Source organism: Streptomyces sp. NPDC111507 (assembly GCF_055638955.1).
Window position 1 is genome coordinate 1 of the sequence record NZ_JBVKBU010000035.1, and the last position, 13,783, is coordinate 13,783.

The 13,783-nt window shown below is 67.8% G+C and carries 13 protein-coding genes and 1 pseudogene; 6 read left to right on the top strand and 8 right to left on the bottom strand.

The annotated features are described in order from the left end of the window. Positions 1-71: 71 nt before the first annotated feature. The 5 genes from ACZ7M2_RS51390 to ACZ7M2_RS51410 form a co-directional block, all read right to left on the bottom strand. Positions 72-461 (bottom strand): hypothetical protein, encoded by a 390-nt coding sequence (locus ACZ7M2_RS51390; protein ID WP_471601203.1) that lies wholly within the window; start codon positions 459-461, stop codon positions 72-74. Positions 462-706: 245 nt separating this feature from the next. Next, positions 707-1,888, bottom strand: a complete 1,182-nt coding sequence (locus ACZ7M2_RS51395; protein ID WP_471601204.1) for a hypothetical protein — start codon at positions 1,886-1,888, stop codon at positions 707-709. A gap of 374 nt (positions 1,889-2,262) precedes the next feature. Continuing rightward, on the bottom strand, positions 2,263-2,583 hold the full coding sequence (locus ACZ7M2_RS51400; RefSeq protein WP_471601205.1) for a helix-turn-helix domain-containing protein: 321 nt from the start codon (positions 2,581-2,583) through the stop codon (positions 2,263-2,265). Next, positions 2,583-3,653 (bottom strand): tyrosine-type recombinase/integrase, encoded by a 1,071-nt coding sequence (locus ACZ7M2_RS51405; protein WP_471601206.1) that lies wholly within the window; start codon positions 3,651-3,653, stop codon positions 2,583-2,585. The genes ACZ7M2_RS51400 and ACZ7M2_RS51405 overlap by 1 nt, the downstream gene beginning before the upstream one ends. Positions 3,654-3,770: 117 nt before the next feature. Beyond that, on the bottom strand, positions 3,771-4,538 hold the full coding sequence (locus ACZ7M2_RS51410; RefSeq protein WP_471601207.1) for a transposase: 768 nt from the start codon (positions 4,536-4,538) through the stop codon (positions 3,771-3,773). Positions 4,539-4,857: 319 nt separating this feature from the next. Between ACZ7M2_RS51410 and ACZ7M2_RS51415 the strand changes: the two genes are divergently transcribed. From ACZ7M2_RS51415 to ACZ7M2_RS51435, 5 genes are all read left to right on the top strand, one after another. Next, entirely contained in the window at positions 4,858-5,547 is a 690-nt protein-coding gene (locus ACZ7M2_RS51415; RefSeq protein ID WP_471601208.1) for an MBL fold metallo-hydrolase, read from the top strand. Between the two features lie 428 nt (positions 5,548-5,975). After that, positions 5,976-6,626: a DsbA family protein gene (locus ACZ7M2_RS51420; RefSeq protein ID WP_471601209.1), complete on the top strand. Its 651-nt coding sequence runs from the start codon at positions 5,976-5,978 to the stop codon at positions 6,624-6,626. A gap of 50 nt (positions 6,627-6,676) precedes the next feature. Continuing rightward, positions 6,677-7,489 carry an MBL fold metallo-hydrolase gene (locus tag ACZ7M2_RS51425; RefSeq protein WP_471601210.1) on the top strand — a complete coding sequence of 271 codons (813 nt, stop codon included), beginning with the start codon at positions 6,677-6,679 and terminating at the stop codon, positions 7,487-7,489. Between the two features lie 3 nt (positions 7,490-7,492). Beyond that, positions 7,493-8,323, top strand: a complete 831-nt coding sequence (locus ACZ7M2_RS51430) for an MIP/aquaporin family protein (protein ID WP_471601211.1) — start codon at positions 7,493-7,495, stop codon at positions 8,321-8,323. A gap of 22 nt (positions 8,324-8,345) precedes the next feature. Continuing rightward, entirely contained in the window at positions 8,346-8,966 is a 621-nt protein-coding gene (locus ACZ7M2_RS51435) for a transposase (RefSeq protein ID WP_471601212.1), read from the top strand. Between the two features lie 245 nt (positions 8,967-9,211). Here the strand turns inward: ACZ7M2_RS51435 and ACZ7M2_RS51440 are convergent, their stop codons facing one another. Further along, complete coding sequence (locus tag ACZ7M2_RS51440; RefSeq protein WP_471601213.1) at positions 9,212-9,793, bottom strand: hypothetical protein; 582 nt, start codon at positions 9,791-9,793, stop codon at positions 9,212-9,214. Beyond that, positions 9,762-11,984 carry a hypothetical protein gene (locus ACZ7M2_RS51445; RefSeq protein ID WP_471601214.1) on the bottom strand — a complete coding sequence of 741 codons (2,223 nt, stop codon included), beginning with the start codon at positions 11,982-11,984 and terminating at the stop codon, positions 9,762-9,764. The genes ACZ7M2_RS51440 and ACZ7M2_RS51445 overlap by 32 nt, the downstream gene beginning before the upstream one ends. 905 nt (positions 11,985-12,889) lie before the next feature. Between ACZ7M2_RS51445 and ACZ7M2_RS51450 the strand changes: the two genes are divergently transcribed. Next, entirely contained in the window at positions 12,890-13,369 is a 480-nt protein-coding gene (locus tag ACZ7M2_RS51450; protein WP_471601215.1) for a hypothetical protein, read from the top strand. Positions 13,370-13,510: 141 nt separating this feature from the next. Here the strand turns inward: ACZ7M2_RS51450 and ACZ7M2_RS51455 are convergent. Continuing rightward, a pseudogene (locus ACZ7M2_RS51455) lies at positions 13,511-13,609 on the bottom strand (HNH endonuclease); the annotation flags it as partial. Positions 13,610-13,783: the final 174 nt, after the last annotated feature.

Here is a 13,783-nt window from a genome sequence, read left to right on the forward strand (position 1 = left end):
CAACGCCGCCCCGAAGCGCTCGACGGCTTCATCACCGAGACCGGACTGCGACTGGAGCCCCCGTAACCCCGTCACCCCACCCTTTCAACCTCAGCTACCAGGTCCAGCAATTCTCGTGTCGTCTCCTGAGCATCGTGCATCCAGGGGGCGATGGGGTCCTCGGCAAGGACCGCTGCGAACCTGTCCCGGGCCGTCGAGGCGTCGCCGACGACCCCTGCGGCCACCCCTGCGTTCCAAGACTCCCAGAACCAGCCCGGCCTGACCGGCTGAGCCATCAAGTACTTTGCCGCCGCCTGGACGTCCGGGAACTGGTGACGGTACTTCTCCACCTGTTTCTCCGCTCGAAGAGCGAGGTCCGCTGCCACCGATGCGAACTGAGCCTCATTACGAAAGTCCTCGCTGCCGCAGATCCGCTCGCTGATGTTGAAGGCAAAGTGGTCAATGTCCTGCCAGAGCCACATGGCGCCGACGTGAAGGCCGCTGCCCTGGCTCCACCTGGGCGAAGGAAACTCAGTCAGACCCAGCCACCAACCGTGATCGTCCAGCCAAAGACGCGACCGACGACGCTGCCGAATACCGAGGGGCCGAAGCCGAGCCAGAGCGGCCGCAGCCACCAGTCGCGATGCGGGAGAGGTAGGTGCCATAGCGGCATTCTCCCTGGAGCTCCCTGATCTCCAAGCGGCCCGCTTCGGCTGTCGACCCGAGTTCAAGGGCCGTGCTCAATTGGTGGGCTGCCCTGTTCGGCGGCCGAGGTGGCGACGGCGGTCGTGTAGCGAAGGCTGGTCTTGGCGCCGAGGGAGAAGACGTGTGCGAGGTGGAGGGGATCCGCGCCACTGGCGAGGGCCTCCTCCAGGATGCGGTCCTGCCGCAGCCGGTCGAGGCTCACGGGCAGTGGTCTGACCAGCTTGTCCAGCCAGAACGTGCCGACTGCCGTCGTGGTGGTGGCGGTGTTCCGGCTGATCAGCAGGTGCGGGTTGGTGCTGTTCGGCCAGCGGCGGTGCCGGTAGCCGAGGTAGTCGGCGACCGCCTCGGCGGTGTACTCGTCCAGGGGTCGGTTCAGGTTTTCGGAGTCCAGACGGCACCCGGCCAAGTCCACCTGCTCCAGCAGCAGCGTGCGGATCTGGTGGGCTGCCAACGCATGGATTCCGGACAGGGCGACGACCACCCGCAGGGCCGGATCCTGCAGCGCGGCCTGAGCGACCGCTTCCACTTCCTCCGTGGTGAGCGAGGCGGGAATTGTCGTGGTGAGCCTGCCGCCCTTGATGCCGCGCATCGGGTTGCTGAAGATCAGCCGCTCGGCCTTGAGCGTCCCGAACAGCGACCGCATAGCGCTGGCCTCATAGGCCCGGTGAGGCCGATTGGTCAGCCAGGTGGCGAGGTCATCACGAGTGACCTGTCGCAGGGTTGTGTACTTTCCGCCGTACTCAGTGAGGAATGGCAGGACGAGCCTGAGCAGGGTAACGACCGTGCACCGGGCCCGTGGCCTGCGACGGGAAGTCCCGTGCCGCAAGAGCCCGATCCACATGTCCAGCTCTGCCCGGATGTCCGGAGTCAGAAAGGCAAAGTGCTTATGGCACCACCGGTCGAGCGAGTCGGCCCGGTCGTCGAGGAAGATCTCCAGGTCCTCGAACACTTCCAGGACGTGATTGGCGGGCACCGCGGTGTGGGTGAGCTGGGCGATGGCTGAGGCCCTGATCCGCTCGCCCGGTCGGTGGACTGCGCAGAGGATGCGGATGCCGCGACCCACTGAGCCGACAGTGCGAGACGGCCAGCCCCGCAGTTCCGCGATCCGAGCAGCCCGGCTGATCAAGAAAGCAGCCAACTCCGGGTCCAGCAGCGGACGTTTGCTGCTGACACCGCGCAGGTTGCGGGGCATGTCGAACAGCATGAGCTCCGTCCAGCGGGGTGGGACGGAGTGCAAAGTCACCCTGGTCGGCTCCGGCGGGTCCTGCCGGGGAGGAGGTCCGCCGCGAGGCCGCAGGGTGCCGATGATGAACAACTGGTGCCCCGTGCGGGCGGCGGCCGTCAGGTCGACGCGCGTCTTGTTGTCCGGCCCAGCGATCAGACCGGCCTGGCGGCGGCAGAGCCGGCAGACGCCGGCGATGGCCGCGACGTCGCGGTGGCAGATGTCGCAGTGCCAGCTCGTCGCCTTCGCGACGAAGCCCCAGCATGCCTTGCAGCGGGGTCGGTCGAACCAGCCCCATCCCAGGCAGTCCCGACAGCTGCGGGTGGCCCACGGGCGTGAGCGTCGAACAGGCTGTCTCATAGCGGTGGTCCCGAGCGGCCGGTCCGCCGCTGGTGACTGATCGGGGTTCCACCGACGACCTGCTTCTCCGTCTCCGCCGCCGGAGCGGGCTGACGATCGCACCGCTTCTCGGGGACGAGGAGGTCGGCGGCCGTGCAGTCCAGCACGTCGCAAATGATGTCGAGGTCGTCGAGACGGACGGTCAGCGGCCGGCCGGACCACAGGTGCGACATCTTGCCCGCGGAGATCACCAGTCCCGCTTCCGCGAGCATTCGTTGCAGTTCAGAAGCCTTCCAGATGTCGCGCTGGGCGGCGACCATCCGCAGGTTCCACTTCATCAGCGGATCCCTCCGAACCTGGCTGCCGCCCGCTGGCCCGCCCGGATCCAGGCGTCTTCGACGTGGGACTTCTCGACGTGCACGTAGATCATGGTCGTGTTGAGCCATTCATGTCCGAGGATCTCCTGGATGGCAACGACGTCCATGCCGTTGCGGTAGAGGTCTGAGGCCGCGAAGTGCCGCAACACGTGCGGGGTCAACTGGCCGACCTGGTGCGGCAGATGCCGTGCGACCGCCTCGGCGAGCCCAGTCCGCAGGGCGTCGTCGGTCACCGGCCGGCTGGAGCCGTCGCCGTGTCGGCGCTCGGAGGGAAACAACGGGGCCCGCGGGTCGTTGACCCGGTCGTCGAACTCCCAGCGAGGCCCAGTGATCCACCATTCCAGCAGGTCGCGCGAGCCGTTGATCAGTGGGACGAGCCGTTCCTTCTTGCCGCGGCCCTGGCTGCCCTTGTCCTTCAGTAAGACCTTTCCGAACCGGCCCAGGTCCCAGCGGACATCCCCGATGCGCAAGAGGCACAACTCCGAGATCCGGGGTCCGATCAGGCTGGTCAGACGCGAGGCGGTGTAGTTCCGGGCGGCCGGAGCGTATTTGCGGGCCTCTTCCATGTCGCACCGCCAGCCGCCGAACAGCGCGGCGATCGCACCTTCCGGCGGTGGGATCCGCAGTCTCGCTGAGGTGCCACCGCGGGGTCGGTTGACCTCGTCCAGCGGGGACTCGACGATGAATCCGGTGGCTGCGTGAATGGCGGCCTTGTGCCGCAGTTCGAGGAACTCGAAGAACACCGAGAAGGCGATGGCCTGGCGGACCTTGGTGCCCGCAGCCGAGTCGCGGCGGTATCGGCCGAAGTACCGGTCGAGGTCCTGAGGCTCCATCTCCCACAACGGTCGGCCGAACCACTCGCGCAGGGCCATCACGGGCCCGACGTCGCCGCGGATGGTGTCGTCGAGGACGCCGGCCGAAGCGCGGGCGAGAACAAACTCGGCCAGCAGGTCCTGCTCGAAGGCGGCGATCTCCTCGGCGGTCTCTAGCCGAAGCTCCGGCCGCAGATCCCGCACGACAGCCAGAGCCATGCCGTTCCTCCCCTTCAGCTATTGGGCGACTCCGCCATGACAGCCGAGGAGACTTCGGGATTTCCGAGGAACGAGCAGTAATCACCCGATCGTGGTCAGACGAGGGGAAGCACCAGATCAGGCAGCTGCCGAGGCCATCGCCGGGGTCGGGAGGCTGCGGGAACTCACGGAAACATGGACACAATGTGAGCGGAAGGCCGTCCAGCGGTCGTTCTCCACCCTCGCCCTGGACAGACCCAGGACCCGCTCGACCGCGGCCCGCAGATTGTCATAGCGGATGCGGCCGCGGGGTATGCCGCCCAGCACCCGAAACGCGTGCACGTGCCCTTCGAAGAACGCCTCCTGGCCGGAGGAGGCGAACACCCGGTGCACCGCCTTTCCGGAGTAGGACAGCCGCATCGAGAACAGATAGACCTTGGTCATCTTGCCCGCGAGCATGACGTGCACGTCGCCGAAGCCGACCTCCGCCTCTGCCCCCGGCAGATGGGTCTGCGGCACGAACATCGCCTCCGGGCCCACCCCCGCCTGCCGGCGTACCTCCTTGCGGCGGTCCTTCACATAGACGCGGACCATGGAATACGAGATGTCCTCAGCCGCATGGTCCCCGATCAGGCGGTCGTAGATGCGCTGGGCGGTGTGCCGCTGCTTGGGCGGAGCGTCCAGGTCAGCCAGCAGCATCCCGTCGATCAGCGGCTTGTAGGGATCGAGCCTCGACTCCTTGCGCCGTTGCTTCTTCCGCGGCTCGGGCCACTGCCCGTCCAAGGCCCGCCGGACCGTCCTCCAGGTCACGTTGTGCGTGCGCTGAAGCGCCCGCAACGACATCCCCATCCGGTGATCCCGGCGGATCGCCGCGTACAACTCGACCTTCGACTGCAAGTTACCCATGAGGCCCCCAGTGGGAGAAGCACACCTCACAGTCCCACCGCAAGCCCCCAAGTGACGTCAAAACAAACTGACATCGCAAACTCGGTCAGATGGTGACTCCCACAGTCACCTCGAAACGACTCCCGCAGGCACACGCGTAGCCATGCGGATCAGCTTGTCGGCGGCCGCCAGCGGGTGAATACGCATTGGTCGGGGCCCGCGTGGATCCCGAAGGGTAGCCCGATGCGTTCGAGGAGGAATCCCTTGCCGGGGGCGTGCACGGTGTATCCGCAGCGCTTGTAGAAGGTGCCTAGGTCCCGGTCGGTCTCGAAGGACCCGTATGGGCAGACAACCGATCATCGTCGACGCCGGAACACCTGGCAGCGCACAGCTGATCCGCGACCAGGTCGCCGCCCACGGCGTCGACCCCAAGGACGTCCGCCTGATCGTCGTCACCCACGGACACATCGACCACTTCGGCTCCGCCGCAGAACTCAGCCGACTCACCGGCGCACCCCTCGCCGGCCACACCGCCGACCTCAGCATTTACCGAGCGGGCCGGGTCAGCGAACCGTACCTGCCCATCGGAGTGTTCGGGCGGCTCTTCGCCCGCACCTCGCGGGTCCGCGAATCCACCGAGGGCTTCGAGCCCGACGTCCTCATCCGCGGCGAGACACACCTGTCGGACTTCGGTGTAGAGGCCCGCATCATGCCCACTCCCGGCCACACCGCCGGCTCCGTCTCCGTCCTCACCGACAACGGCGACCTGGTGGCCGGAGACCTCGTGGCCACCCCGTTCCTGGGCTTCGGCACGGGGCGGCCCGCCAACCCGCCCTTCCACGACGACCGGCTCGGCAACCTGGCGAGCCTGCGCGAGATGCTGGCCCTCGGCCCCACCAAACTCCACGTCGGCCACGGCGCGCCCCTCGACCCCGAGCGCGTGAGCCGCTGGGCGACCACAGAACAGCGACGCCTGGACCGCCTCGTGGCCAAGGGACGCCTACGCACCAGGGAAAAGCCCGCGGCGTGATCGCGGGGCCTCGAGCCGAACCGCCAGGTCGGGCCGGGACCTGACGGACGCCACCATTGCCCAGGCCGACGACGGCGATACCCCATCTGCCAGGCGCCGTCGATCGTGACGGGGATGCGCACGACCGTTCCTTGGGTACGGGCCCGCCCGGCAAGTCCCGGCCGACCGACTGCCCAGGCGCTCGCTCTGACACTCCGTCGCGATCGCCTGGGCCACCTTCCATCCGCTGCAGTGGGACGACCTGGACGTACCTCAGAGGCAGCCGCTCCCCGAGCGGCCCGGCGCCGCAAGTCGTCCGACTGTCAGTTTTTCACCATGAGGAGTCGTCTGCGGATCCCAGACGCCCCTCGGTCTGACCATAGCTTTGAGCGTGTCAGCCCGGACGATCCAGGGATCCGGGTGACGGAATCCGGAAAGGACGAGACGTGATGAGCTCCATGGAGCGCATTCGACTGACCTACGCTTTCGACGCCTACTGCGGCTGGTGCTACGGCTTCGGCCCGGCCCTGCACGACTTCGCCGTCGCCAACGCCGACCGGATCGAGCTGCGGGTGCTGTCCGGCGGCCTCTTCACCGGTTCCCGCGCGCTGCCGGTGTCGGCCTACCCGCACGTCCCCGGTGCCAACGAGCGCATCGCCCAGCTGACCGGCGTCGCCTTCGGCGACGGCTACCGTGCCGCGCTGGCCGACGGAACCGTGGTGATGGACTCCGCCGATGCCGCCACGGGCCTGGTCGCGCTGCGCAGCCAGCCGGGTGTGAGCGCCCTGGATGCCGGCGCTGCGATGCAGCGTGCCTGGTATGTCGAGGGCCGCAGCCTGTCCGACGCCGTGGTCTACCGGGACCTCGCCGCCGAGCTGGGCCTGGACGCTGACGCGGTGGCGGCGGCGTTCGCCTCGCCCGCCGCCCGCGCCCAGGCGGAGGCCGACTTCGCCGAGGTGCGCCGTCTGGGCGTCGACGGCTACCCGACGCTGCTGCTGCACACCGCGCACGGCACCGACCGTCTGGGCGGCCCGCTCTCCTCGGCTGACACGCTCACCCACGCCCTGGACCAGCACCTGGCGGCCGCCACGGCCGCCTGACCCCACCCCTCACCACCCCCTTCGTCACACCCTGAAAGGCGGTAGCTCCCATGTCGTCCACCCTGACGTACACCGTCCACACGGCCGGCGACACCGGCCTGCACAAGGCGTCCGTGCTGATCACCGGCGAGCGCGAAGCCCTGCTGGTCGACGGCCAGTTCACGCTGGCCGAGCAGCACCGGGTCCTGGCGGACATCATCGACAGCGGCAAGGAGTTGACCACCGTCGTGGTCACCACCTCCGACCCGGACTACTACTTCGGCCTGGAAGTGATCCGCCAGGCGTTCCCGCAAGTGCGGATCGTCGCCACCGCCACCACCGTGAAGCGGATCAAGGCCAGTTGGGAAGGCAAGCTGAAGACCTGGGCACACCTGGGCCGGAACCTGCCCACCGAGGTGATCATCCCGGAGGTGCTGGACGGGGACCACATCGGCATCGAGGGCCACGACTTCGAAATCCGCGGCGGCCACCCGGACCTCATCTGGCGCACCGAGTACCTGTGGCAGCCCGAGGACCGCGCGGTCGTGGGCGGCGTCCTGCTCTTTTCCGGCCTGCACGTGTGGACCGCCGACACCCCCACACCGCGCGAGCGGGCCGCCTGGAGCGAGACCCTCGCCGGCATGGAGCGGCTCGCCCCGCGCTACGTGGTCGCAGGCCACCGCATGGCCGACTCCGCCACCGACACCTCCGCCATCGCCCACACCCGCACCTACCTCACCACCTTCGAGGAGGAACTGGCCAAGAGCGGCAACCACTCCGAGACCCTGAAGACCGCCATGCTCGAGCGTTACCCGGACCTGGGCCTGCTGGTCGGCCTCGACCTGGGCGCCAAGGTCGCCACCGGCGAGATGACCTGGGGGTGACCGATGCTCACTCCTGTTCGTGCGTCCGCGCGGTGGGCCACGGGCACGGCGGCCGGCGACACCGGGCGGTCCGCGCCCCCGAGGGGCACCACCACCCGGGCCGCAGCCGCCATCGAGTTCACCCTCACCAGCACCGTCCTGTTCGTCCTGGTCACCGCCGTCCGCTGGGTGACGGCCTCCCCTCTCAGCCGGTCCCTGCCGGGGCCGCACCTCCAGCTCGCGGCAGTGGCCATGATCGCAGGGGCGGCGCTCTCATGGGCGCTGTCCTCCCGATGGGGCCGCTACTCCGGTGGCCACCTCAACCCGGCCGTCACCCTCACCCTGTGGCTGACGGGCGCCTTCCCTGGCCGCCGTGTCCTGCCGTACTTCGCCGCCCAGCTCACTGGTTCCGTGGCCGGCACCGGCCTGGCCCGCCTCATATGGGGCCCGGTCGTCGGCGATCGTATGGCCTACGCCGCCCTCCAGCCCGCACCCGCCTGGCCAGCCGCCACGGTGTTCAGCGCCGAATCCTCAGCCACCGCCGCGATCCTCACCGTCACCTTGCTGCTCATGTCCCACCCCCCATGGACGCGCTGGATCCCGATCGCCCGCCCCGCCGCCACCGCCGTGGTCATCGTCACCCTCGGCACCTTCACCGGCGGATCCGCCAATCCCGCCCGCCAGTTCGGCCCCGCCCTCTGGGCCAACCGGCCCAGCTACTGGTCACATCTGTGGGTCTATCTGGCGGCACCGCTCGCAGGGGCAGCGCTCACCTCCCTGGTCACCCGGTACCGGACACATCACCCCGGCCGCTCTCCGCGAAGCGGCCGCGCACGGTCGCACGGAAGGCAATAGGAGACTGACCGGTAGGGTCAGCGTGGACGCCGCCACCGACATCGCCTCCTGCCTGCTGGAGTGGGAGCTGTCGCCCGGGGAACGGACCAGTGATCACCACAGGCGTCGGCGGGCCGGGATCCCTGACGAGGTCGGGCATGCCTCCAAGGCCCGTCTGGCTCTGGGGCTGCTGGACCGGCTGGCCGGGCAGGACCTGGCTGTGCCGGTGCGAAACACGGCCGACTTCGCCGTCTCCGGCGCGAGTGCCCAAGCCGATGCGGGCAAGAACGCGACCCTCGCCTTCCACCTGAGGGCCAACGGTCCGGCGACCCTGTACGACCGCAGCGGCGGTGAAGGAGTGCCCACCGCCTGGGTGACGCTCCCGCCCGGCACCACAGCCGTCGGCCATTCGGCCAACTGCGCCCCGTGGCAGGAGAACAACCGGACAGCCGAGGCGAAGGGACCGTACGTCTGCAGCCTGCCGGGCATCATCGTGCCCAAGGGACAGGTCACCAACTTCTCCTTGACCGTCAGGGTCGACGACGTGGTTACGCACGCCAAGGGCGGCGTCCAACTGGTCTGGGGCCCGGACCCGGCCGACTCCCACCGGCCCGCTTTCGATCCGGACAGCCGCAACGACTCCGCCGTCCTCACCATGAACTGAGCCACGGCCCATGGGCGGTGCCGGGCTGCTTCACCCCGTCATGGCCGAACGACCCCTGTGCGAGCTGGGGAACCTGCCCGACTGTCCCCAGAGCCGCCGCATAGGTCACCTGGGCCTGTCGAACCGAACACCCGGGTCGGGGGCAGCAACAACTCGGTCGACGCCCGGAGTCCATCGCCCCGGTCCGTGACGTCAAGACGCCCCCCCCAGAAACCACCTGTTCTGGGGGGGCGTGCTTGGTCGTCCTATTTCTTGGCGAGGCGGAGCTGGTTGACGCACCGCAGGTCCTGCCGGTACTTCACCGAACCCTGCCGGTACCAGAACCGGCATTGCGACGTGTCGCCCGTCACCGGACCGGTCACCCTGAACCGGGCCATGTGAAAACTGTTGGCCGGTTTGTGGGCTTTCACGGTGAAAGTGCTCGACCGCTCCGGCAGGCCGGTGATGTCATCGCTCGGTGACTTCACCAGGCGCACACCGATTCCGTATCCGCCGGTGTCGTAGACGCTCACCACTTTGTAGCCGATCAGCTCCAGCCCCTTCGGCAGGTTGACGAACTGGGCCTTGGTTATGGTCACCGGTTCACCGCTGGCGTTGGTCGCTTGAGGCAGGTTCAGCCAGTACTCCTTGCCGATCCGCAGCTGGTCGTACTCCAGGTCGGCCTGCTCGAGCAGTCCTGCACCCAGCGCGTGACCCTTCCGTGCACCTGTGTCGTCTGGTCGCTGCGGGACCAGCCAGGCTGCCAGGGCCGCCGCCACGATCAGGAATGCGGTTGCGGCGATCAGCCGGCCGCGCCTACTTGGAGTAGAAGACACCAGCGTGCCCACTGCTGAGCGACCCGTTCTTGCCCCAGATCCAGTGCTTGCCGGGCTGGTTTCCGAACGTGATCCTCTGCCTGTGGTTGCTGTCGTAGCCGGTCTTCGCGCCGAGCGAGATACCGAAGGCGCTCACCGCGCCGCCGAACTTCACAGAACTGCCGTGAGCAAGCGAAAGGGTGCCGCCACCCCCCTCAAGGTAGGTCCGGTTAGCCTTCGGGGCCTTATTGAAGTTCGCCGTCCCGTCCTTCGACGACACGTCCTTGCCGACCTTGCCCGCCGCGCCGTCGGCCGGAATGTGGTAGCCGCTTGCCTCGATCTTGTACCAGGTGGCGCGCACCGAGCCGGAGCACCAGTGCTGGTACTTCCACTTCTTGTAGAGGATCGGCACCTGGTACTGGTGCGAGTACTTGGGCTGGTTGGACCAGCCTACGGTCATGCCGTTGCTCTGCGACAGTTCCTTGGACGCACCGAGAGTCCAGTTGCCGCTGCTCTTGACCGCGGTGTCAATGCTGCTGGACATCGAGGATTCGTACTCGAATGTTGACTTCGCGTCCCAGTTGGCGTGCGCTTCGCCGATGACCGTGTACTTCGTCGAGCTGTCGATCTGGGTTTTGGTGTCCCAGCAGTTGCCGGAACTCATGGGGACGGTGGGCGGGCGCACCGCTTCGGCGCTGACGTCGTGGCCGTTGACCAGGTACGGGTTGTAGTCGGCGGCGAGGGTGCTGTTGTCGCTCTGCCACATAGGGACCGTGTCCGGGGCCGGAGCCGGGTCGGCTTCGATCTCCGCGGCGAGGGTTGTGCTGTCCGTGGACGCCGCGTAGGTGTCCTGCGTGGTGCCGGACACGGTGTTCGGGGCGAGCAGCGTGCTGTGCCCGTAGTCGTTCTGTCCGGAGACCGTCGCGCTCTGCTGGGCCGTGGTGGTGGAGAGGGTGTCCACGCCGAGCATCGGCGTGCTCGTGGTGGTGGTGACGCCTTGGGCGGTGGCTTGCAGGTTGAGGATGCCGCCGTTGTCGTCCTTGGCCTGCTGCACGTCGGCCGGGAGTGTGCCGGGGAGGGTGATGGACCAGGTGCCGTCAGCTGCGGTCGTCGCCGTGCCGAGGAACGGCACCTGGGTCTGGCCGGTGGCGTCGTCGCCGAGGTCGTTGGCGGTCAGGGTGACTGGAAGGCCCGCGGCGGGCTGTCCGTTGCCGAGGGTGAACTTGCCGGTGACCGTGTTCGACGGGGTCTGGGCGGCCTCCTCGGGTGCGTCGACAGCCTCCGCCCCTCCGGTCTCGTCCGGCGGGGTGGCGAAGTAGGGCTGCACAGAGGGGTCCGGGTCCGCGAGGCACGGTCCGGCGTCCGCCATGATCGTGCCGACGATTCCGGTGCGGACCTCTGGATCGAGCTGAGTCCACGGTCCGGTGGAGTATTTGGCGATCTGACCGGTGGTGTCGGGATCGCTGGTGGTGGTCTGCGTGTTGACGACCCCAGCGCCCGGGCTCCAGGCCTGGCTGACGTCGGTCAGACCAGTGGCCACCACGCCCGCGCTCTGAAGGCGTGCAGCGATGGTGCCGATAATCGGGGTTTCGGTGTAGCTGTACTGGTTGATGGCGCCCGTGCTGGTGAGCGCGTAGACGGTGGAGTTCACCATCCACACGTTCGTGGCATCGAACAGGGCGGCGGTCGAGGTCGCGGTCTCGGAGATCTTGGTGAGGGTGCCGTTGCCCGTCGTCGGAGCGGACTGCTTGTAGACCTCGAGCGAGTCCGCGGCGTTGAGTACGAACACCCGGCTGCCGTTGGTCCAGATCCGCTTGGCGTTCTGCCACGCCAGGCTGTAGGTCTTCACCGGAGTCAGCAGAGCCCCGCCGGTGGCGGTGTTGTCCTTGTAGGACTTGACCTGGCCGCCGGCGGTGGCCTCGTAGATGATGCCGTTGCCGCCGCCGGTGAACACCTTGCTGGTGGTCGGCAGGTTCGCCGTGTAGAGGGTGTCGATCAGCGTGTCCGTGGTACCGCTCTGGGGTCCCCAGTCCATGTACTTGTGCAGCATGCGTGGCGCCGCGATGTTGCCGGTGGTGTTCGGCTCCCACACGTACGTCGGTACGGAGGTGAGACAGTCGGCGGCCGCAGCCGGCTGTGCGCCGGCCATCGGAACCACGACACTCCCGGCAAGGGCAGCGGCGATCATGACCGCGTGCGCGCGGCGGGATATCCGGACTCTCATGGAGTCCCTTTCTGTGGTGCAAGAAGATGGACGCCCAGTAGGGCTCTGACCTGCTGGAACCCACGGATTTGATCACATGTGAAGAACCTGTGTCACTGAAGTCTTTGCCGAGTCGGATCTCCTGGAGGGTGGATCCGGTAAGGCGGCGATCGTGACACGCAGACAACTTACTGACGGGTATGGGCAGTTGATCGATCGCTCCCGGTGAATGGGCGAGTGCGGCCCGTTACCAGAATGTGTCCCCAGTGTGTGCCCGCCGGAACAGGTCTGCCTGCTCGGCCTGCATCGGCGACAGGACGGCGGCCTGCAATGTCGCGCTGCCAATCGCCGCGCTCTGCACCAGGCGTTGATCCCGGGGCGCGCCACCTCCCGCGCGACCTGGCTCGTGGGCCTTCCGCCGTTCCCGCGCGCGGGGACGGCAGAAACGCACAGCCGTGCTTGTGGCGGCCATGGTTCCGGAGGGATCACGAGGACTGCCGACGCGCATGGCGGCGCGCCAGCTCCAGACCGAGAGTGAACGGCAGCACGTTGAGGCTGGCTGGCTGGACAGGACCACCGGGGAAGAAGCCAGCCCGTACTCTGAGCCGTTTCACGATCTGCCCCGCCTATGGCGCGAATCGCGGATATGGGTCTGCGGCCCGCAGCACGACGGGGTGGCGAAGTATCCACCCGGAATGCCGCGTGCGGGCAGCGGTCGACACATCGGCCCAAGCCCGCCCCCTGGCCCATGACCAGGGCGCACCACGGCAAAGGTGCCCGCGGACCCCGTGCAGGGGTCGAGTCTGTGAGCATCAGTGTGAGGCGTATGTCTACTTCCGACGGCCGTAGGGCTGTTGAGCCTTCCGCATGCTGCTTTTCGTCACGCGCATCGGATCACGGGCCGGGCGCGGGAAAGCGAGAGCCGTATGACCAAGAGCCACGGCCGTAAGAGCAGGGCGAGAAGCATCAGCCGCCGTCAGGGCGCCGCCTACACGGCCGCCAACGCGGGAACCCTCCACGTGCACGCCAGCGGCCCGTCGACTACAGGCCTCCAGCCGGCCGATCCCGGCCGGTGGGGAGTAGAGGCCGCGCCGGACCTGCGGACCGCGGTCGCGCTAATCAGCGCAAGCATCGAGCGGTGCGCACCGTGCCGGCAGTCCTTGACAGCGAAGCTCCTCGAGGAGGACCCGATCGTGCTCGCGTTGACGGCCGCGTCCGTTTACAGCCTGCACGCGGCCCGCGAGCCGGAGGCCAGAGCCCTCACCGCCAAGCCCGCTCAGGTGTTCTTCTTCCTCGTCCAGCACGCCCGCACTCACGGCGGCCGGTTGGTGGCCCCGGCCTTGGTCATGTTGTCCGGCCGTGCGAGGCTGCCACCCGTGAACACCCAAGCCGTCAATCCACACTGAAAAGCGCACAAGTGAGTGAGATTGGCTTAGGTAATGTGTTATTTTGACTGATTCGATGAGTGACTCGTGATATCCTGAAGGGGAGTTGAGTGCCGGGAGGGTGAGTGAGTCACCACAGGCAGAGCTCGCCATGAGGTTGCAGGTGGAGCAGAGTGCCTGCCCGTTGGTCACTTCTGTGGGGCCGCCGACGGAGTACGGCGTCACGTGGTCTCCGTGCCAGCCGGGTTCGAGCGGATCGCCGCATCGACCACAGTGACCGTCAGCGGCTAGGTAGAGGGCGACGCGCTCGGCACTGTTGAAGCGTCACCCGGGTGGGATTTGCGGCTCTTCGGTCACCAAGGGTCGCGTCTCGATGGGGCCAGCATTGGCCAGGAGGTAACCGGATATTCACCATTCTGGCGTCGATAGTGAGCG

Excerpts from the sequence above, each read along its gene's own strand:
- ACZ7M2_RS51390 (WP_471601203.1), bottom strand. The coding sequence starts at position 461 with ATGTGGCTCTGGCAGGACATTGACCACTTTGCCTTCAACATCAGCGAG.
- ACZ7M2_RS51395 (WP_471601204.1), bottom strand. The coding sequence starts at position 1,888 with ATGCTGTTCGACATGCCCCGCAACCTGCGCGGTGTCAGCAGCAAACGT.
- ACZ7M2_RS51400 (WP_471601205.1), bottom strand. The coding sequence starts at position 2,583 with ATGAAGTGGAACCTGCGGATGGTCGCCGCCCAGCGCGACATCTGGAAG.
- ACZ7M2_RS51405 (WP_471601206.1), bottom strand. The coding sequence starts at position 3,653 with ATGGCTCTGGCTGTCGTGCGGGATCTGCGGCCGGAGCTTCGGCTAGAG.
- ACZ7M2_RS51410 (WP_471601207.1), bottom strand. The coding sequence starts at position 4,538 with ATGGGTAACTTGCAGTCGAAGGTCGAGTTGTACGCGGCGATCCGCCGG.
- ACZ7M2_RS51415 (WP_471601208.1), top strand. The coding sequence starts at position 4,858 with ATGGGCAGACAACCGATCATCGTCGACGCCGGAACACCTGGCAGCGCA.
- ACZ7M2_RS51420 (WP_471601209.1), top strand. The coding sequence starts at position 5,976 with ATGAGCTCCATGGAGCGCATTCGACTGACCTACGCTTTCGACGCCTAC.
- ACZ7M2_RS51425 (WP_471601210.1), top strand. The coding sequence starts at position 6,677 with ATGTCGTCCACCCTGACGTACACCGTCCACACGGCCGGCGACACCGGC.
- ACZ7M2_RS51430 (WP_471601211.1), top strand. The coding sequence starts at position 7,493 with ATGCTCACTCCTGTTCGTGCGTCCGCGCGGTGGGCCACGGGCACGGCG.
- ACZ7M2_RS51445 (WP_471601214.1), bottom strand. The coding sequence starts at position 11,984 with ATGAGAGTCCGGATATCCCGCCGCGCGCACGCGGTCATGATCGCCGCT.
- ACZ7M2_RS51450 (WP_471601215.1), top strand. The coding sequence starts at position 12,890 with ATGACCAAGAGCCACGGCCGTAAGAGCAGGGCGAGAAGCATCAGCCGC.